The sequence below is a fragment of the Azotobacter armeniacus genome (assembly GCF_054779355.1).
In genome coordinates, this window is sequence record NZ_BAAGYK010000021.1 from 30,311 (window position 1) to 50,094 (window position 19,784).

General features: G+C 62.5%; 16 protein-coding genes. 5 read left to right on the forward strand and 11 right to left on the reverse strand.

Annotation, left to right across the window (positions count from 1 at the left end; genetic code table 11):
- Window position 1: 1 nt before the first annotated feature.
- The 4 genes from ACYVD0_RS05195 to ACYVD0_RS05210 all read left to right on the forward strand — a co-directional run bounded on the left by ACYVD0_RS05195 (window position 2) and on the right by ACYVD0_RS05210 (window position 4,935).
- Entirely contained in the window at window positions 2–1,021 is a 1,020-nt protein-coding gene (locus ACYVD0_RS05195; protein ID WP_460425818.1) for an ABC transporter permease, read from the forward strand.
- Window position 1,022: 1 nt separating this feature from the next.
- Window positions 1,023–2,636, forward strand: a complete 1,614-nt coding sequence (locus ACYVD0_RS05200; RefSeq protein WP_460425819.1) for an ABC transporter ATP-binding protein — start codon at window positions 1,023–1,025, stop codon at window positions 2,634–2,636.
- Between the two features lie 19 nt (window positions 2,637–2,655).
- The gene (gene fabI, locus ACYVD0_RS05205) at window positions 2,656–3,450 is read left to right on the forward strand and encodes an enoyl-ACP reductase FabI (protein WP_460425820.1); all 795 of its coding nucleotides are present in this window, start codon (window positions 2,656–2,658) and stop codon (window positions 3,448–3,450) included.
- A 126-nt stretch (window positions 3,451–3,576) separates the two neighbouring features.
- On the forward strand, window positions 3,577–4,935 hold the full coding sequence (locus ACYVD0_RS05210; protein ID WP_460425821.1) for a uracil-xanthine permease family protein: 1,359 nt from the start codon (window positions 3,577–3,579) through the stop codon (window positions 4,933–4,935).
- Window positions 4,936–4,949: 14 nt separating this feature from the next.
- Here ACYVD0_RS05210 and ACYVD0_RS05215 read toward each other — a convergent pair whose 3' ends face one another.
- The 11 genes from ACYVD0_RS05215 to sdhC form a co-directional block, all read right to left on the reverse strand.
- A complete protein-coding gene (locus ACYVD0_RS05215; protein ID WP_460425822.1) occupies window positions 4,950–5,882 on the reverse strand; it encodes a DMT family transporter in 933 nt (310 codons plus the stop codon).
- A 24-nt stretch (window positions 5,883–5,906) separates the two neighbouring features.
- The gene (locus ACYVD0_RS05220; RefSeq protein WP_460425823.1) at window positions 5,907–6,638 is read right to left on the reverse strand and encodes a DUF599 domain-containing protein; all 732 of its coding nucleotides are present in this window, start codon (window positions 6,636–6,638) and stop codon (window positions 5,907–5,909) included.
- A gap of 113 nt (window positions 6,639–6,751) precedes the next feature.
- Entirely contained in the window at window positions 6,752–7,639 is an 888-nt protein-coding gene (gene sucD, locus ACYVD0_RS05225; protein ID WP_460425824.1) for a succinate--CoA ligase subunit alpha, read from the reverse strand.
- Window positions 7,636–8,805, reverse strand: coding sequence for a succinate--CoA ligase subunit beta (gene sucC / locus ACYVD0_RS05230; protein WP_460425825.1), 1,170 nt, complete (start codon window positions 8,803–8,805; stop codon window positions 7,636–7,638). Before sucC ends, sucD begins: the two co-directional genes overlap by 4 nt.
- A 174-nt stretch (window positions 8,806–8,979) precedes the next feature.
- Entirely contained in the window at window positions 8,980–10,413 is a 1,434-nt protein-coding gene (lpdA, locus tag ACYVD0_RS05235) for a dihydrolipoyl dehydrogenase (protein ID WP_460425826.1), read from the reverse strand.
- An 85-nt stretch (window positions 10,414–10,498) separates the two neighbouring features.
- Window positions 10,499–11,707: a 2-oxoglutarate dehydrogenase complex dihydrolipoyllysine-residue succinyltransferase gene (gene sucB, locus ACYVD0_RS05240; RefSeq protein ID WP_460425827.1), complete on the reverse strand. Its 1,209-nt coding sequence runs from the start codon at window positions 11,705–11,707 to the stop codon at window positions 10,499–10,501.
- 42 nt (window positions 11,708–11,749) lie between these two features.
- Entirely contained in the window at window positions 11,750–14,590 is a 2,841-nt protein-coding gene (locus ACYVD0_RS05245) for a 2-oxoglutarate dehydrogenase E1 component (protein WP_460425828.1), read from the reverse strand.
- Between the two features lie 242 nt (window positions 14,591–14,832).
- A complete protein-coding gene (locus tag ACYVD0_RS05250) occupies window positions 14,833–15,552 on the reverse strand; it encodes a succinate dehydrogenase iron-sulfur subunit (RefSeq protein ID WP_460425829.1) in 720 nt (239 codons plus the stop codon).
- 11 nt (window positions 15,553–15,563) lie between these two features.
- On the reverse strand, window positions 15,564–17,336 hold the full coding sequence (gene sdhA / locus ACYVD0_RS05255; RefSeq protein ID WP_460425830.1) for a succinate dehydrogenase flavoprotein subunit: 1,773 nt from the start codon (window positions 17,334–17,336) through the stop codon (window positions 15,564–15,566).
- A gap of 3 nt (window positions 17,337–17,339) precedes the next feature.
- Window positions 17,340–17,708, reverse strand: a complete 369-nt coding sequence (gene sdhD, locus ACYVD0_RS05260) for a succinate dehydrogenase, hydrophobic membrane anchor protein (RefSeq protein WP_460425831.1) — start codon at window positions 17,706–17,708, stop codon at window positions 17,340–17,342.
- Window positions 17,702–18,085 (reverse strand): succinate dehydrogenase, cytochrome b556 subunit, encoded by a 384-nt coding sequence (sdhC, locus tag ACYVD0_RS05265; protein ID WP_460425832.1) that lies wholly within the window; start codon window positions 18,083–18,085, stop codon window positions 17,702–17,704. The genes sdhD and sdhC overlap by 7 nt, the downstream gene beginning before the upstream one ends.
- 361 nt (window positions 18,086–18,446) lie before the next feature.
- Between sdhC and gltA the strand changes: the two genes are divergently transcribed.
- Complete coding sequence (gltA, locus tag ACYVD0_RS05270; protein ID WP_460425833.1) at window positions 18,447–19,730, forward strand: type II citrate synthase; 1,284 nt, start codon at window positions 18,447–18,449, stop codon at window positions 19,728–19,730.
- Window positions 19,731–19,784: the final 54 nt, after the last annotated feature.

Sequence of the window (19,784 nt, forward strand, 5' to 3'; positions counted from 1 at the left end):
AATGCAGCTGACTCCCCTCAACCGCCGCCGGCTGGAACTCTTCAAAGCGCACCGGCGTGGCTGGTGGTCGCTCTGGCTGTTCCTCGTGCTATTCGTCGCGAGCCTCGGCGCCGAGCTGGTCTCCAACGACAAACCGCTGGTGGTGCGCTACGACGGCGGCTGGTACTTCCCGGTGTTCAAGCGCTACCCGGAAACCACCTTCGGCGGCGAATTCCCCCTGAGCACCAACTACAAGAGCCCCTACATCCAGAGTCTGATCACGGAAAAGGATGGCTGGATGCTCTGGCCGCCGATCCCCTTCAGCTATTCGAGCATCAACTATGACCTGACCGTCCCGGCGCCGGCGCCGCCGTCGCGGGTCAACTGGCTGGGCACCGACGATCAGGGCCGCGACGTGCTCGCCCGGGTGATCTACGGTTTCCGCATCTCAGTGCTGTTCGCCATCACCCTGACCCTGCTCAGCTCGCTCATCGGGGTCGTCGTCGGCGCCCTGCAGGGCTTCCACGGCGGCTGGGTCGACCTGCTCGGCCAGCGCTTCCTGGAAGTCTGGTCCGGCCTGCCGGTGCTCTACCTGCTGATCATCCTGGCCAGTTTCGTCCAGCCGAACTTCTGGTGGCTCCTGGGCATCATGCTGCTGTTCTCCTGGATGAGCCTGGTCGATGTGGTGCGCGCCGAGTTCCTGCGCGGCCGCAACCTGGAGTACGTGCGTGCCGCCCGCGCCCTGGGCATGGGCAACGGCGCCATCATGTACCGCCACATCCTGCCCAACGCCATGGTCTCGACCATGACCTTCATGCCCTTCATCCTCACCGGCGCCATCGGCACCCTCACCGCCCTGGATTTCCTCGGCTTCGGCCTGCCACCCGGTGCGCCGTCCCTCGGCGAACTGGTCGCCCAGGGCAAGGCCAACCTGCAGGCGCCCTGGCTGGGAATCACCGCCTTCGTGGTGCTGGCGCTGATGCTCAGCCTGCTGGTGTTCATCGGTGAGGCGGCGCGCGATGCCTTCGACCCGAGGAAGTGAAATGAACGATTCGCAGAACCTCATCGAGATACGCGACCTGGCGGTCGAGTTCGTCGGCGGCGATCGGACACAGCGCGTGGTGGAAGGCGTCAGCTTCGACATCCGCCGGGGCGAGACCCTGGCCCTGGTCGGCGAGAGCGGCTCCGGCAAGTCGGTCACCGCCCACTCCATCCTGCGCCTTTTGCCCTACCCGCTGGCCCGCCACCCGGCCGGCAGCATCCGCTACGCCGGGCAGGATCTGCTGCAGCTCGACGAACGCAAGCTGCGCGGCATCCGTGGCAATCGCATCGCCATGGTCTTCCAGGAGCCGATGACCTCGTTGAACCCACTGCACAACATCGAGAAGCAGATCAACGAAGTCCTTGCCCTGCACAAGGGCCTGCGCGGCGCGGCCGCCACCGCCCGCACCCTGGAACTGCTCGAGCTGGTCGGCATTCCCGAACCGCACAAGCGCCTCAAGGCCTACCCCCACGAACTCTCCGGCGGCCAGCGACAGAGGGTGATGATCGCCATGGCCCTGGCCAACGAGCCGGAACTCTTGATTGCCGATGAGCCGACCACGGCGCTGGACGTCACCGTGCAGCTGAAGATCCTCGAACTGCTCAAGGACCTGCAGGCACGGCTGGGGATGGCGCTGCTGCTGATCACCCACGACCTCAACCTGGTGCGGCGCACCGCCCAACGGGTCTGTGTCATGCGCGGCGGCAGCATCGTCGAACAGGCCAGCTGCGAGGAAATCTTCCATGCGCCCAGGCACCCCTATACTCAGGAACTGCTCGGCGCGGAACCCAGCGGCGAACCGGTGGACAATCCGGTCGGCGAGCCACTGCTGGAGGTCGAGGATCTGCGTGTCTGGTTCCCGATCAAGAAGGGCCTGCTGCGCCGTACCGTCGACCATGTGAAGGCGGTGGACGGCATCGGCTTCACCCTGCGCCAGGGACAGACTCTGGGCATCGTCGGCGAAAGCGGATCCGGCAAATCCACCCTCGGCCTGGCGATCCTGCGTCTGCTCGGCAGCCAGGGCTCGATCCGCTTCCGCGGCCAGACACTGAACGGCCTGTCGCAGCGCGAGATCCGCCCCCTGCGGCGGGAGATGCAGGTGGTTTTCCAGGACCCATTCGGCAGTCTCAGCCCGCGCATGTCGGTGGGCCAGATCGTCGGCGAGGGCTTGCGGATCCATGGCCCGGGAACGCCGGCCGAGCAGGAGCAGGCGATCATCGAGGCGCTCCGCGAGGTCGGCCTGGACCCGGAAACCCGTCACCGCTATCCCCACGAGTTTTCTGGCGGGCAACGGCAACGAATCGCCATCGCCCGGGCGCTGGTACTGAAGCCGGCGCTGATCCTGCTGGACGAGCCCACCTCGGCGCTCGACCGCACGGTACAGCGCCAGGTGGTGGAGCTGTTGCGCTCGCTGCAGCGCAAGTACGACCTGACCTACCTGTTCATCAGCCATGATCTGGCGGTGGTCAAGGCGCTCAGCCACCAGCTGATGGTGGTCAGGCAGGGGCAGGTGGTCGAACAGGGGCCGGCGCGGGACATCTTCGCTGACCCGCAACATATTTATACTCGGCAGTTGCTGGAAGCCGCCTTTCTGGCTCCAGGCAGCGCCGATTAACTAGAAGAGGAACTGATCCATGGGATTTCTCGCCGGTAAGCGCGTACTGATCGTCGGCGTCGCCAGCAAATTGTCCATCGCCTCAGGCATCGCCGCCGCGATGCATCGTGAAGGCGCCGAATTGGCCTTTACCTATCAGAACGACAAGCTCAAGGGCCGCGTCGAGGAGTTCGCCGCCGGCTGGGGCTCCGGCCCCGAGCTGTGCTTTCCCTGCGACGTGGTCAACGACGAGGATATCGCCAAGGTCTTCGCGGAACTGGGCAAGAAGTGGGACGGCCTGGACTGCATCGTCCACTCGGTCGGCTTCGCCCCGGGCGATCAGTTGAACGGCGATTTCACCGAAGTCACCACCCGCGAGGGCTTCAAGATCGCCCACGACATCAGCGCCTACAGCTTCGTCGCCCTGGCCAAGGCCGGCCGCGAGATGATGCAGGGCCGCAACGGCAGCCTGCTGACCCTGTCCTACCTGGGCGCCGAGCGCACCATGCCCAACTACAACGTAATGGGCATGGCCAAGGCCAGCCTGGAGGCCGGCGTGCGCTACCTGGCCGCCAGCCTCGGCCCGGAAGGCACCCGCGTCAACTGCATCTCCGCCGGCCCGATCCGCACCCTCGCCGCCTCCGGCATCGCCAGCTTCCGCAAGATGCTTGCCGCCAACGAGCGCCAGACCCCCCTGCGCCGCAACGTGACCATCGAAGAGGTCGGTAATGCCGGTGCCTTCCTCTGCTCCGACCTGGCCTCGGGCATCAGCGGCGAAATCCTCTATGTCGACGGCGGCTTCAACACCACCGCCATGGGACCTCTGGAAGACTGAGTCGCCCGCCCGGGAGACTGGCGGTCCAGTTGGCCGCTGAAGACAATGCCCGTATCTTCCGATGCGGGCATTGTCGTTTCTGCGCCCGTCTCAACGCATCCCCTTTCGCCCGAGGTCGATACCGCCATGCAGGAACAATCCCCCGCCGAACTGATCTACGGTCTGGATGACCGTCCTGCTCCTCTCCCGGCTCTCTTCGCCGCCCTGCAGCACATCCTCGCCAGCTTCGTCGGGGTGATCACCCCGCCGCTGGTGATCGGCGCGGTGCTTGGTCTGGGCGAACAGCTGCCCTACCTGATCAGCATGGCGCTGCTGGTTTCCGGCATCGGCACCTTCCTCCAGGCCTGGCGGCCGCTGGGCATCGGCGCCGGGATGATCTGCCTGCAGGGCACCAGCTTCACCTTTCTCGGTGCGGTACTTGCCGCCGGCCTGCTGGCCAAGAACCGCGGCGGCGGTCCGCAGGAGATTCTCGCGCTGATCTTCGGTGTATGCTTCCTCGGTGCCTTCGTGCAGATCGTCCTCAGCCGCTTCATCGGCCAGCTGCGCCGGGTGATCAGCCCGCTGACCACCGGCATCGTCATCACCCTGATCGGCGTCAGCCTGATCAAGGTCGGTATCACCGATATCGGTGGCGGCTTCGGCGCCGCGGACTTCGGCGCGCCGGGCAATCTCGCGCTGGGCGGGCTGGTAATGCTGGCGATCGTCCTGCTCAACCGCTCGCGGCGGCCCTGGGTGCGCCTGTCGGCGATTATCGTCGCCCTCGCCCTCGGCAGCCTGACAGCCTGGCTCTCCGGCCTGCTCGTGCCGCAGCCACTGCCCGAGCTGCCGCCGTTCAGCCTGCCGCAGCCCTTCCGCTATGGTTTCGATTTCGCCTGGGCGGCCTTCGTGCCGGTGGCGCTGGTCTACCTGATCAGCACCATCGAGACAGTCGGCGACCTCACCGCCAACTGCCTGCTGTCGCGCCAGCCGATCTCCGGCCCGGCCTACCTGGGCCGGCTCAAGGGCGGCGTACTCGGCGACGGCGTCAGCTGCCTGATCGCCGCCAGCCTCGGCGCCTTTCCCAATACCACCTTCGCGCAGAACAATGGGGTGATCCAGATGACCGGCGTGGCCAGCCGCCATGTCGGCCTGTACATCGGCGCCCTCCTCTTCGCCCTCGGTCTGGTCCCGGCGCTCGGCGCGCTGCTGCAGCAGATTCCCAAGCCGGTGCTGGGCGGCGCCACCCTGATCATGTTCGGCAGCGTCGCCGCCGCCGGCATCCGCATCCTCGCCCGAAGCGCCCTGGGCCGCCGCGACATGCTGATCATCGCCGCCGCCCTCGGCGTCGGCCTGGGCATCGCCGCGCAACCGCAGCTGCTGCAGCAGTTGCCCGAGACCGTGCGCAACCTGTTCGACTCGGCGATCACCGCCGGTGGCCTGACGGCAGTCCTCCTCGACCTGCTGCTGCCGCGCGAAGCACCGCTCGAGGAGATCGCGCAACCCTGAGCGTGACAGCCCGGTCAGGAGCGGGATTCGCCCGCGGGCAGTGCCGCCCCCTTGGCCACCGCTGGGCGGCGCATGGTCAGCGCGATACCCGCGAATACCAAGGTGATGCCGGCGAGGTGATAGAGCTGCGGGCGCTCGCCCAGCAGCAGCGCCGAGAGGATGGTGCCGAACACCGGCATGAGGTGGATGAACAGCGAGCCCCGCGCCGGCCCGATGGCCGCGATGCCCGCGTTGTAGCAGAGAAAGCCCAGGAAGGCCGCTACCACGCCCGCGTAGAGAATGCCGCCGACGGACTGCGCATTGAGCACGATCGAGCGCCCCGCCACGATCTCCCAGGCGTAGGCCGGCGCCTGGGCCAGCAGACCGATGGCGATGCATGCCGCGAGCAGCAGCATCGGGTGCACGCCCTGCGGCCGCCATTGCAGCCCCACGGTGTATAGCCCCCAGGACAGTACCGCCGCGAGCATCCACAGATCGCCAATGTTCAGGCTGAGCGCCAGCAGGGTGTCGAGACTGCCCTGGGCCACCAGAATCAGCACCCCAGCCAGCGAGATGGCCATGCCAAGGGCTTCCTGGCGGCTGAGGCGCTTGCCGAAGAGCAGGAAGGCCAGGGTGATGGTCGCCACGGGGATGAAGGAGTTGAGCAGGATGGCGCTGGTCGCCGTCGTGTACTGCAGGGCGATATAGGAGAAGGTGTTGTAGCAGCCGACACCCAGCACCCCGAGCAGGAGTACCGCCCGCCAGCCTGCACGCACTGCCGGCCACTGGCTCCTCAGATGTGGCAGGGCGAGCGGCAGGACCAGCAGGAAGGCGGTGGACCAGCGCCAGAACGCCAGCCCCACCGGTGGCAGGTCGGCACGCAGCCCGCGCCCCATGACCAGGTTCCCCGACCAGAACAGCGACGCCAGGGTGAGCAGCAGATAGGGGTTGGCCAGCAGTCGTTTCATCGGGGCATCCGCTTGGAGGGGGGATTACTTCTCTTCCTTCAGGGGCACCATCGGCGGAGTCGGCGTGTAGACCATCACTTCCAGCACCTCGGAATGGAACTCCCGGTGATAGAGCACCATGACCACGCCTGCCGTGACCAACATGAACACCCAGGGGTTGATGAACCAGGCCAGCATGGCCAGGCCGAAATAGTAGGCGCGCAGGCCCAGATTGAACTGGTTGGCCGCCAGCGAGATGACTCGCGCGACACGCTCGGCGAAGGCCTTGCGCTCCTGCTCGGTGACATGCCGCTCCCCCACCATGGGTGCGGCGCCGACCAGCACTGCGGCGAAATTGTACTGGCGCATGCACCAGCTGAAGGTGAAGAAGGCATAGACAAACACCACGCACAGGCCGAGCAGCTTGATTTCCGACAGTTCGCGGGTGGCCACCTGGACGAAGGGCAGCTCGGCCAGCAGAGAAACCGCCCGCTCGGAAGAGCCCAGCACGGCGAGAATGCCGGCGAGGATGATCAGCGTGCTGGAGGCGAAGAAGGAGGCGCTGCGCTCCAGGCTGCCGATCACGCTGGCATCGGCGATGCGGCTGTCGCGCAGCAGCAGACGGCGCATCCAGTCCTCCCGGTAAAGGTGCATGATGCTGGCGAGACAGGGAGTATCACGCCCCTTCCAGGTCGCATAGCGGGTATAACCGCCCCAGCAGAGCGCGAACCAGATGACGGCGAATAGATGGGGCAGATAGCTTTCGGCGCTGAACATCAGTACTCCTTGTCGAGCTGCAGCAACGCGAGAAGCCCGTCACTTTACCCAGACAACGAAAAAATGCCAGTCGGCGACCGACTGGCATTTCCCGGCAAGAAGCTTCGGCAACTTCAGGACTGCTTCATTTCCCAGCCGGACAGCTCGGCCAAGGCCTTGCCGATATCCGCCAGGGAACGCACGGTCTTCACCCCCGCATCCTGCAGGGCGGCGAACTTCTCGTCCGCGGTGCCCTTGCCGCCGGAGATGATCGCGCCGGCATGCCCCATGCGCTTGCCCGCCGGCGCAGTAACGCCGGCAATGTAGGAAACCACCGGCTTGGTGACGTTCGCCTTGATGTAGGCCGCCGCTTCCTCCTCGGCGCTGCCGCCGATCTCGCCGATCATTACGATGGCTTCGGTCTGCGGATCGTCCTGGAACAGCTTGAGGATATCGATGAAGCTGGAGCCCGGGATCGGGTCGCCGCCGATGCCCACGCAGGTGGACTGGCCAAAGCCTGCGTCAGTGGTCTGCTTCACCGCCTCGTAGGTCAGAGTGCCCGACCGAGAAACGATGCCGACCTTGCCCGGCTGGTGGATGTTGCCCGGCTGGATGCCGATCTTGCACTCGCCGGGGGTGATCACACCCGGGCAGTTGGGACCGATTAGCCGCACGTCCAACTCGTCACACTTGAGCTTGACCTGCAACATGTCGAGGGTCGGCATGCCCTCGGTGATACAGACGATCAGCCGGATGCCGGCGAAAGCTGCCTCGAGGATGGAATCCTTGCAGAACGGTGCAGGCACATAGATCACCGAGGCATCGGCACCCGTAGCCTCTACGGCCTCCCTGACCGTGTTGAACACCGGCAGACCGAGATGGGTAGTGCCGCCCTTGCCCGGGGTCACGCCGCCGACCATTTGGGTGCCATAGGCCATGGCCTGCTCACTATGGAAGGTCCCCTGACTGCCGGTGAATCCCTGGCAGATGACCTTGGTATCCTTGTTGATCAGGATGCTCATGGGTTGCCCTCCGCCGCCTTGACCACCTGCACTGCCGCATCGGTCAGGCTGCTGGCCGCAATGATGTTCAGACCGCTCCGGGCCAGTATCTCGGCACCCAGCTCGGCGTTGTTGCCTTCCAGGCGGACGACCACCGGAACCTTGACGTCAACCTCCCGGACCGCGCCTATGATGCCCTCGGCAATCATGTCGCAGCGCACGATGCCGCCAAAGATGTTGACCAGCACGGCCTTTACGTTGGCATCAGAGAGAATGATCTTGAACGCCTCGGTCACCCGCTCCTTGGTCGCACCGCCGCCGACGTCGAGGAAGTTGGCCGGCTTGCCGCCATGGAGATTGACGATGTCCATGGTACCCATGGCCAGGCCGGCGCCGTTGACCATGCAGCCGATGTTGCCCTCGAGGGCCACGTAGTTCAGCTCCCACTTCGCCGCATGCACCTCGCGGGGATCGTCCTGGGACGGGTCATGCATGGCGCGCAGCCTGGGTTGGCGGAACAGGGCGTTGCTGTCGAGATTGACCTTGGCGTCCAGGCAAAGGAGATTGCCGTCCTTCTGGACCACCAGCGGGTTCACCTCCACCAGGGCCAAATCGTGCTCCTGGAACAGCCTGGCCAGACCGATGAAGATGTGGGTGAACTGCTTGAGTTGGTCCCCCTGGAGGCCCAGTTGGAATGCCAGCTCACGGGCCTGGAACGGCTGGGCGCCGAGCAGGGGATCGATGGTGACCTTGAGGATTTTCTCGGGCGTGTCATGGGCGACCTTTTCGATGTTCACCCCACCCTCGGTCGAGGCCATGAAGACGACACGGCGGCTGGAGCGATCCACCACCACCCCCAGATAAAGCTCTCGCTCGATCTCAGAGCATGCCTCGACCAGGATCTTGCTGACCGGCTGACCCGCGGCATCGGTCTGATAGGTCACCAGTCGCTTGCCCAGCCACCTGACGGCGAAGTCCTTCACCTCCTCCCTGGTCTTGACAAGACTGACACCACCGGCCTTGCCCCGCCCCCCGGCATGCACCTGGGCCTTCACGACCCAAGTACTGCCACCAATCTTGTCGCAAGCCTCTGCCGCAGCCTCGGGGGTATCGACGGCAAAGCCTCTGGATACGGGTAAACCGTATTCGGCAAAAAGCTGCTTGCCCTGATATTCATGGAGATTCATGTTTTGTTTACCGTTCTAGTTTTATGAGCTGTCCTTGCGCAACATGGCGCCTGGCCCATGCTGCCACGGTAACGATGAGCGTTACCATACCAGCAAAAACGGCGCGGCAGACGCTCCACGCAGCTGGAAAGAGCTGCAGCGGATTGTCTGCCGCATGGTGTTGCTTTTTATTAATTACTTTTTGCGGTTGGCAATGTGAATTGCATGACCGCTGACCGCCAGTGCGGCCTCATGCAGCGCCTCGGACAGGGCCGGGTGCGCAAAGACCATCATGCCCAGATCTTCGGCGCTGGTGCCGAACTCCATGGCGATGGCACCCTGCTGAACCAGCTCGGCAGCACTCGGGCCAATCACGTGGACACCCAGCACGCGGTCGGTCTTGGCATCGGCGATGACCTTGACGAAGCCGGCGGTATCGTTAGCAGCCATGGCACGACCACTGGCGGCGAACGGGAAGACGCCGACATTGATGGCCACGCCTTCGGCCTTCAGAGCCTGCTCGGTCTTGCCCACACCAGCGATTTCCGGGTGGGTGTAGATGACCGCAGGAATCAGGTCGTAGTTCATCTGGGCCTTGTGGCCGGCGATGCGCTCGGCAACCATCACGCCCTCTTCCGAAGCCTTGTGGGCCAGCATCGCGCCGCGTACCACGTCGCCGATGGCATAGACGCCCGGCACGCTGGTGGCGCAGTAGTCATCGACATAGATGAAGCCCCGCTCGTCCATGGTCACGCCGCTGTCAGCTGCCAGCAGATCGGTAGTCACCGGACGACGGCCAACCGCGACAATCAGCTTGTCGAAGGTCTGCGACTTCTCACCCTCGGCATCGGTGAACTTGACAGTGACCTGCTTGCCCTTGACCTCGGTGCCGGTGACACGGGCGCCCAGCAGGATCTTCAGACCCTGCTTGGTGAGGATCTTCTGGGCTTCCTTGGCAACCTGCTCGTCGACAGCCGGGAGGAACTTGTCCATGGCTTCGAGCACGGTCACTTCGCTACCCAGGCGAGCCCAGACCGAACCCAGCTCCAGACCGATCACGCCCGCGCCGATCACGCCGAGCGTGCCCGGAGCGCTCTGGAAGTCCAGAGCACCGGTGGAGTCGACAATGACTTCCTGATCAACCGGGGCCGGCGGGATTTCCACAGGTTTGGAACCGGAGGCGAGAATGACGTTCTCGGCCTCGAGCACCTGGGTGCTGCCATCGGCGGCGGTAACCTCGACCTTCTTGCCGGCCAGCAGCTTGCCGTGACCTTCGAACAGGGTGGCGCCATTGGCCTTGATCAGCGAGGAAACCCCACCGGTGAGATTCCTGACGATCTGATCCTTGCGGGCAATCATGGTCGGCACATCGATGGCCACTTCGCCGGTGCTGATGCCGTGGAGCTTGAAGCTCTCGTGTGCCTCGTGGAATTTGTAGGAGCTGTCCAGCAGGGCCTTGGAAGGAATGCAGCCCACGTTCAGGCAGGTGCCGCCCAGTGCGGTCTTGCCTTCCTTGCCCTTGTACTTCTCGATCACAGCGGTCTTGAGGCCGAGTTGGGCAGCCTTGATGGCGGCCACGTAGCCGCCGGGGCCTGCACCAATCACAATCACGTCGAACTTCTGGCTCATAGCATATTCTCTTCTTTAAAACGGCTTAAAGCCGCCGGCACAGGTCTCCATCGAGAGCCTGTGCCGGCAAGCTTACGATCTCAGATCAGATATCCAGCAGCAGGCGAGCCGGGTCTTCCAGGAGATCCTTCATGGTCACCAAGAAGGTAACGGCTTCCTTGCCATCAATCAAACGGTGATCGTAGGACAGGGCGAGGTACATCATCGGCAGGACGACCACTTGGCCGTTGACGGCCATCGGGCGCTCCTGAATCTTGTGCATGCCGAGGATGGCGGTCTGCGGCGGGTTAACGATCGGGGTCGACAGCAGGGAACCGAACACACCACCGTTGGAGATGGTGAAGGTACCGCCGGTCATTTCCTCGATGGTCAGCTTGCCGGCCTTGGCCTTCTTGCCGAAGTCGTTGATGCTACCTTCGATTTCCGCCAGGCTCATGAACTCGGCGTTGCGCAGGACCGGCACCACCAGGCCACGATCGCTGGACACGGCCACGCCGATATCCTGATAGCCGTGATAGACGATGTCGTTACCGTCGATGGAGGCGTTGACGCCCGGCTGGCGCTTCAGGGCCTCGACAGCAGCCTTGACGAAGAAGGACATGAAGCCCAGACGCACGCCGTTGTGGGTCTTCTCGAACAGGTCCTTGTACTTGGAGCGCAGTTCCATGACCGGCTTCATGTTGACTTCGTTGAAGGTAGTCAGCATGGCCATGGAGGACTGGGCCTCGACCAGGCGCTCGGCAACCTTGGCACGCAGACGGGTCATCGGCACGCGCTTCTCGACGCGATCGCCGGCAGCGAACAGCGGAGCGGCAGTGGCGGCAGCGGGCGGCTGGCCGGCAGGTGCGGGCTTCTTGGCTTCCACGGCAGCGACCACGTCTTCCTTGGTCACGCGACCGCCCTTGCCGGTACCGCTGACGCTGTCCGGAGTGATGGCGTTTTCCTCGGCGATCTTGCGGGCAGCCGGGGACAGGATCGGCGCTTCGGCAGCGGCCGGAGCGGCGGCAGCCGGAGCAGCAGCGGCCGGAGCCGGAGCCGGAGCGGCAGCGGCAGCGCCGCCTTCGGTCAGCTTGCCGAGCAGCTCGCCGCTGAGCACGGTGTCGCCTTCGTTCTTGACGATCTCGGCAATCACGCCATCCGCTTCAGCAAGTACTTCCATCACGACCTTGTCGGTCTCGATGTCGACGATCAGCTCGTCACGCTTGACAGCTTCGCCGGGCTTCTTGTGCCAGGTAGCGACGGTGCCGTCCGCGATCGATTCCGGGAAAGTCGGGGCTTTGATATCGATAGCCATTATCTAGAGTTCCTATTGATTCGTTGCTTCTGCGAGAAGGCGTTAAACAGTGAAAGCATCCTGCATCAGTTTTTCCTGCTGCTCGGCATGCATCGATGCGTAGCCGCAGGCCGGAGCGGCCGAGGCTTCGCGACCGGCATACTGAAGGAACAGGCCCTTCTGCTGATGCGCGCTCGCGACACGGCGCATGTGATGCTGGCTGCAGTACCAGGCACCCTGGTTCATCGGCTCTTCCTGGCACCAGACCACGTGCTTGAGCTTGGTGTACTGCGCCATGATCGCGGCCAGGTCTTCTTCCGGGAACGGATAGAGCTGCTCGATGCGGATGATAGCAATGTCCTCGCGACCTTCGGCGCGACGCTTCTCCAGCAGATCGTAGTAGACTTTGCCGCTGCACATGACCAGACGCTCGACCTTCTTCGGATCGATCGGATCGATCTCGTCGATCACGGTCTGGAAGGAACCTTGGGCCAGCTCTTCCAGAGTCGAGATGGCCAGTTTATGGCGCAACAGAGACTTCGGAGTCAGGGCAACCAGCGGCTTGCGCAGCGGGCGGATCACCTGACGGCGCAGCATGTGGAAAACCTGCGCCGGGGTGGTCGGCACGCAAACCTGGATGTTCTGCTCGGCGCACAGCTGCAGATAACGCTCCAGACGCGCGGAGGAGTGCTCCGGACCCTGCCCTTCGTAGCCGTGCGGCAGCAGCATGGTCAGGCCGCACAGACGACCCCACTTGTGCTCGCCGCTGGTGATGAACTGGTCGATCACCACCTGGGCACCGTTGGCGAAATCACCGAACTGGGCTTCCCAGATCACCAGCGCATTCGGCGTGGTGGTGGCATAGCCGTATTCGAAGGCCAGAACCGCTTCCTCGGAGAGGAAGGAGTCGTATAGGTCGAAGTTGGGCTGACCCTCGAACAGGTGCTGCAGCGCGATGTAGCGGCTGGCGTCCTTCTGATGGTGCAGCGCAGCATGACGATGCGAGAAGGTACCGCGCCCGACGTCCTGGCCAGTGATGCGCACCTGATGGCCTTCCTTCAGCAGGGTCGCGTAGGCCATGGTTTCGGCGAACCCCCAGTTGATCGGCATGGCGCCGACGCCCATGCGGCCGCGATCCTCGAGGATCTTGGCCACCTGGCGCTGGACCACGAAACCCTCCGGAAGCTGCAGCATCTTGGCGTTCAGCTCCTGCAGGGTCTTCAGATCGAAGCTGGTGTCGTGACGGGCAGTCCAGGCGTGGCCCAGGTACGGGGTCCAGTCGACGAACAGCTCGGTGTTGGGCTCCTTGACCAGGCTCTTGACCACGTGCTGGCCGTTATCGAGCGCAGTACGGTAATCGTCGATCTTGGCCTGGACCTGCTCGGAGCTCTGGGCGCCGGACTGCACCAGGGCATCGGCGTACAGCTCGCGGACGGTGCGCTGCTTGGCGATCTTCTGGTACATCAGCGGCTGGGTGCCGCTCGGCTCGTCGGCCTCATTGTGGCCGCGACGACGGTAGCAGACCAGGTCGATGACTACATCGCGCTTGAACTGCATGCGGTAGTCGACGGCCAGCTGGGTCACGAACAGCACGGCCTCCGGATCGTCGCCGTTGACGTGCAGGATCGGAGCCTGAATCATCTTCGCCGGATCGGTGCAGTACTCGGTGGAGCGGGTGTCGATCGGGTCGCTGGTGGTGAAACCGACCTGATTGTTGATCACGATGCGGATGGTACCGCCAGTCTTGAAACCGCGAATCTGCGACATCTGCAAGGTTTCCATCACCACGCCCTGGCCGGCGAAGGCCGAGTCGCCGTGGATGGACACTGGAACCACCTTGTTGCCGTTGATGTCCTTGCGGCGATCCTGGCGAGCACGCACCGAACCCTCGGCTACCGGGGAGACGATTTCCAGGTGGGACGGGTTGAACGCCAGAGCCAGGTGAACTTCACCGCCGGGGGTCATCACGTTGGAGGAGAAACCCTGGTGGTATTTGACGTCACCGGAGCCCAGTTCAATCTTGTTCTTGCCTTCGAACTCGTCGAACAGATCGCGGGGGTTCTTGCCGAAGGTATTGACCAGAACGTTCAGACGGCCGCGGTGGGCCATACCGATGACGACTTCCTGGGTGTCGTAGGAGCCACTGCGCTGAATGATTTCATCCAGCATCGGGATCAGGCTTTCGCCACCCTCGAGGCCGAAGCGCTTGGTACCCGGATACTTGGTGCCCAGGTATTTTTCCAGACCTTCTGCTGCAGTCAGGCGCTCGAGCAGATGGCTCTTGACCTCCCCGGAGAACACCGGGCGACCACGCACGCTTTCCAGACGCTGGGCGAACCAATTGCGCTGCTCGGAATCGACGATATGGGTGAACTCAGCACCGATAGTGCGGCAATATGTCTCCTGCAATGCCTGCAGAATTTCGCGTAGGGTTGCCTCTTCCTTACCAATGTAGAGCTCGCCGGTACGGAAGATAGTATCCAGATCGGCGTTGGTCAGCCCGTAATGGGTGATCGACAGGTCGGAAGGCACGGTGCGTTGCCACAGACCGAGCGGGTCCAGTTGCGCGGCCTGGTGGCCGCGCAAGCGATAGGCCTGGATCAGACGCAGGACTTCAACCTGCTTCCTCTCGTGTTCTGTGCTTACGCTGGAAGTTGCGACCGGCTGCGCGCGACGCTGGTTTTTCGCCAGGAGGACGAACTGGTCACGGACCGGAGCGTGCGGAACATCGGTAGAAACACCAGCGTCGGCGGGCATTTTTTCGAAGTAGTTGCGCCACTCTTCGGGCACAGCGTTGGGGTCGTGCAGGTAGAGCTCGTAGAGCTCTTCCACATAGGCAGCATTTCCACCGGAAAGGTGGGCACTGCTCCACATGCGCTGCATAACGCTATCTTGATCTTGCATGCTTGGTCACCCTTGTAAGGGGATACCATCGGCGCGAGCCACACATGGTCATTCCAAAGTCATGGAGCAGCGACTTTGGTAAAGCCACTACGGATCCCACAGATAGCCCGGACGCTTGCCCGGAGGCCCCTGCTAGTCAAATTCTTTATAGGAGCGCGGCTTCATGAGCTGCGAATCCAGCTTTGACTGCGGCGCCAGGATCACTCCTGGCGCCGCAGGTATACAGTGTTGCCAAGAACTAATCAGGTGCCGCTACGCAGCAGCATGTTGCGCACGTGACCGATGGCCTTGGTCGGATTCAGGCCTTTCGGGCAGACATACACGCAGTTCATGATGCCGCGGCAACGGAATACGCTGAAGGGGTCATCCATGGCAGCCAGACGCTCCTGGGTCTTGGTATCGCGGCTGTCGGCCAGGAAGCGGTAGGCCTGCAGCAATGCAGCCGGACCGAGGAACTTGTCCGGATTCCACCAGAAGGACGGGCAGGAGGTCGAGCAGCAAGCGCACAGAATGCACTCGTAGAGACCGTCCAGCTTCTCGCGCTCTTCCGGGCTCTGCAGACGCTCGATGGCCGGGGCGGGAGTATTGTTCTGCAGGTAGGGCTGCACCTTCTCGTACTGCTTGTAGAAGATGCTCATGTCCACGACCAGGTCGCGAATGATCGGCAGGCCGGGCAGCGGGCGGACCACCAGCTTGCCGTCGGTCAGCACGCTGGACAGCGGGGTGATGCAGGCCAGGCCATTCTTGCCATTCATGTTCATGCCGTCGGAACCGCAGACACCTTCACGGCAGGAGCGACGGTAGGAGAAGCTGCCGTCACGCTCCTTGATCAGGGCCAGGACATCGAGAACCATCAGGTCCTTACCGTCGATGTCGACGTTCAGATTCTGCATGTAGGGAGCAGAGTCCTGCTCCGGGTTGTAGCGATAAACGCTAACTTGCAATGTCTTGGGCAGCGACATATCGATAACCCTTAATAAGTACGCACTTTGGGTTCAAACACCGGAACGGTCTTCGGCGCGAAGTTGACAGCACGCTTGGTCACGCGCTTCTCACCCGGGAAGTACAGGGTGTGGCACAGCCAATCCTTGTCGTCGCGCTCCTCGAAGTCCTCACGGGCATGAGCACCACGGGATTCCTTGCGGGTTTCCGCAGCGATTGCGGTGGCCTCGGCCACTTCGAGCAGGTTCTGCAGCTCGAGAGCCTCGATGCGGGCGGTATTGAACGCCTGGCTCTTGTCGTTGATCTTGACCTGAGCGATACGGTCACGCAGCTCAGCTAGCTGAGCGATGCCCTTCTGCATGTATTCGCCGGTACGGAACACGCCGAAATAGTTCTGCATGCAGTTCTGCAGCTCTTTGCGCAGGGGAGCGACTTCTTCGCCAGTGCTGCGCTCGTTCACGCCGGACAGGCGCTTGAGCGAGGCCTCGAGGTCGGAGTCGGAAGCACCGCGGTGTTCGATGCCTTCCTTGAGCGCCTTCTCCAGATGCAGACCGGCAGCACGGCCGAACACAACCAGATCGAGTAGCGAGTTACCGCCCAGGCGGTTGGCACCGTGTACGGATACGCATGCCACTTCGCCCACGGCAAACAGGCCTTCGATGATCTTGTCGTTGCCGCTGGTATCCTGAGTGATGGCCTGGCCATGGATGTTGGTGGCCACTCCACCCATCATGTAGTGGCAGGTCGGCACAACCGGAACCGGAGCAGTCACCGGGTCGACATGGGCGAAGGTCTTGGACAGTTCGCAGATGCCGGGCAGACGGGTGTGCAGCACTTCCTCGCCGAGGTGGTCGAGCTTCAGCAGCACGTGGTCGCCATCCGGACCACAACCATTGCCGGCGATGATTTCCTTGACCATGGAGCGCGCAACCACGTCGCGGCCAGCCAGATCCTTGGCGTTCGGGGCGTAACGCTCCATGAAACGCTCGCCGTGCTTGTTGATCAGGTAGCCACCCTCGCCGCGGCAACCCTCGGTCACCAGCACACCGGCACCGGCGATGCCGGTCGGGTGGAACTGCCACATCTCGATGTCCTGCACCGGTACGCCGGCACGCAGGGCCATGCCCACGCCATCACCGGTGTTGATCAGGGCGTTGGTGGTCGAGGCGTAGATACGACCGGCACCACCGGTGGCCAGAACCACGGCCTTGCAGCGAATGTAGACGGTTTCGCCGGTCTCGATGCAGATGGCGATGACGCCAACAACGGCACCGTCCTGGTTCTTCACCAGATCAACCGCATACCACTCGTTGAGGAATGTGGTGTTGCTCTTCAGGTTGCCCTGATAGAGGGTGTGCAGCAACGCGTGGCCGGTACGGTCGGCAGCAGCGCAGGTACGGGCAGCCTGGCCGCCGTTGCCATAGTCCTTGGACTGGCCACCGAACGGGCGCTGATAGATGCGACCGGTTTCGGTACGGGAGAACGGCAGCCCCATGTGCTCGAGCTCGAATACGGCTTCGGGGCCGACCGAGCACATGTATTCGATGGCGTCCTGGTCACCGATGTAGTCGGAGCCCTTGACGGTGTCGTACATGTGCCAGCGCCAATCGTCGTTCGGGTCGGCCGAAGCGATGGCGCAGGTGATGCCGCCCTGTGCGGAAACAGTGTGCGAACGGGTCGGAAATACCTTGGTGACTACTGCAGTCTTATGACCGCCCTGAGCCAGCTGCAGGGCAGCACGCATGCCAGCACCACCACCGCCGACGATAATTGCGTCGAAGGAAAGCGTACGAATGTTAGCCATGGATCAGATACCCCAAAGAATCTGCACACCCCAGACGAAAAATGCGAACATGGCGATGCCACACGCGGCCTGGAAAAGAAAACGCACGACGGTCGCCAGCTTGCCCAGCGCCATCGGAGTCAGGTAGTCGGTCGAGATGGTCCACATGCCGACCCAGGCATGCACGCTCAGCGCGACAAGAGCCAGCAGGCTGAAGACCCGCATGCCGGTGGAGGAGTACAGACCATGCCAGTCGGCGTAGGTCAGATCCGAACTGAAGAACAGGTAACCCAGCAGAAAGAGGGTGTATGCCGCGAGGATGACCGCGGAGACGCGCTGAGCCATCCAGTCGAAAAGACCCGATCGCGAGAAATTCGTGACATTAGTTACCATATCCAAATCCCCGACAGCAGGATCAGCGCCACCGAAACGCCGATAACGATTTTCGAGCCCATGGTGCCGCCTTCCAGCGTTTCACCGATGCCCATATCCATGATCAGATGGCGCACGCCGGCCACCAGGTGGTACAGCAACGCAGACACCAAGCCCCACGCCACCAGCTTGACCAGCGGACTGGCCAGATACCCTTTCACCTGCTCGAAGCCTTCCTCCGACGATAGAGACTTGTCGAGCCAGGACAGCAGCACGACAATGCCCAGGAAGAGGACGACACCAGAGATACGGTGAAGAATGGACGTGTAAGCAGTGACAGGAAGTTTGATTGTCCTAAGGTCTAGGTTTACAGGTCGTTGGCTTTTCACGGCTTTCATTCACTGTGAGAGCCCTGGCGAGCAGGGCGAAGTTGTTGGGATGTGCACTGGTCAGGTACCCACCACCCAGAGAGCGGCAACCTCCAGAATCCGCGGCTCTAAGAGCCCCTGGCGGTCGGTTGCCGAGTATAGACAGTTAGGGTACTAATGACAACGCAGGCACCCTCAACAAAGTAGTGATTGCACGATGGCCACTAATCACGTAAATAGTTGCTTTTGTGCGTGCAATCCGTTCTGAAACGAACGCTCCACTACTACTTTGGTGCAGATTGCTTTTGGAACCTACCACCCTATAGTGAAGCGGGCCCTGCGTGGGGCCAGCTGATGATACCTAGCAGAAAGCTCAAAGAGGAGGCCACCCATGGCTGACAAAAAAGCGCAGTTGATCATCGGGGACAACAAGCCCGTTGAACTGCCCGTCTTGACCGGTACCGTCGGTCCCGATGTGATTGATGTACGGGGACTGACCTCAACGGGCCATTTCACCTTCGATCCTGGCTTTATGTCTACCGCTTCCTGCGAGTCGAAGATTTCCTATATCGACGGCGATAATGGCATCCTGCTGCACCGCGGTTATCCGATCGAGCAACTGGCAGAAAAATCCGATTACCTGGAAACTTGTTATCTGCTGTTGAACGGCGAACTGCCGGATGCCGATCAGAAAGAAAAGTTTGTCAGCAATGTCAAGAACCACACCATGGTTCATGAGCAACTGAAGAACTTCCTCAACGGTTTCCGTCGCGATGCTCACCCGATGGCTGTCATGTGTGGTGTTGTCGGAGCCCTCTCCGCCTTTTATCACGACTCGCTGGACATCAAAAATCCGCAACATCGCGAAATCTCCGCAATTCGCCTGGTAGCCAAGATGCCGACTCTGGCTGCCATGGTCTACAAGTATTCCCTCGGCCAACCGATGATGTATCCGCGTAACGATCTGGACTACGCGGAAAACTTCCTGCACATGATGTTCAACACTCCGTGTGAAGTGAAGCCGATCAGCCCGGTAGTCGCCAAGGCCATGGATCGCATCTTCATCCTGCATGCGGACCATGAGCAGAACGCCTCCACCTCCACCGTTCGCCTGGCCGGCTCCTCGGGTGCCAACCCGTTCGCCTGTATCGCTGCCGGCATCGCGGCCCTGTGGGGCCCGGCGCACGGCGGCGCCAACGAGGCCGTGCTGACCATGCTCGACGAGATCGGCGATGTATCCAACATCGAGAAGTTCGTGGCCAAAGCCAAGGACAAGGACGATCCGTTCAAGCTGATGGGCTTCGGCCATCGTGTCTACAAGAACTTCGACCCGCGCGCCAAGGTCATGAAGCAGACCTGCGACGAAGTGCTGTCCGAACTGGGCATCAACGATCCCCAGCTGGAGCTGGCCATGAGGCTGGAAGAAATCGCCCGCAACGACCCCTATTTCGTCGAGCGGAACCTGTATCCGAACGTCGACTTCTACTCGGGCATCATCCTCAAGGCCATCGGCATCCCGACCAGCATGTTCACCGCGATCTTTGCCCTCGCACGTACCGTCGGCTGGATCTCCCACTGGAAGGAAATGCTCTCCGGCCCGTACAAGATTGGCCGTCCGCGCCAGCTGTACACTGGTTACGAAAAGCGCGACTTCGTTTCGGTGGAAAAGCGCTAATCGCTTTATCCCGGCAGAAAAAGGCTGCGTTTACGCAGCCTTTTTTATTTATTG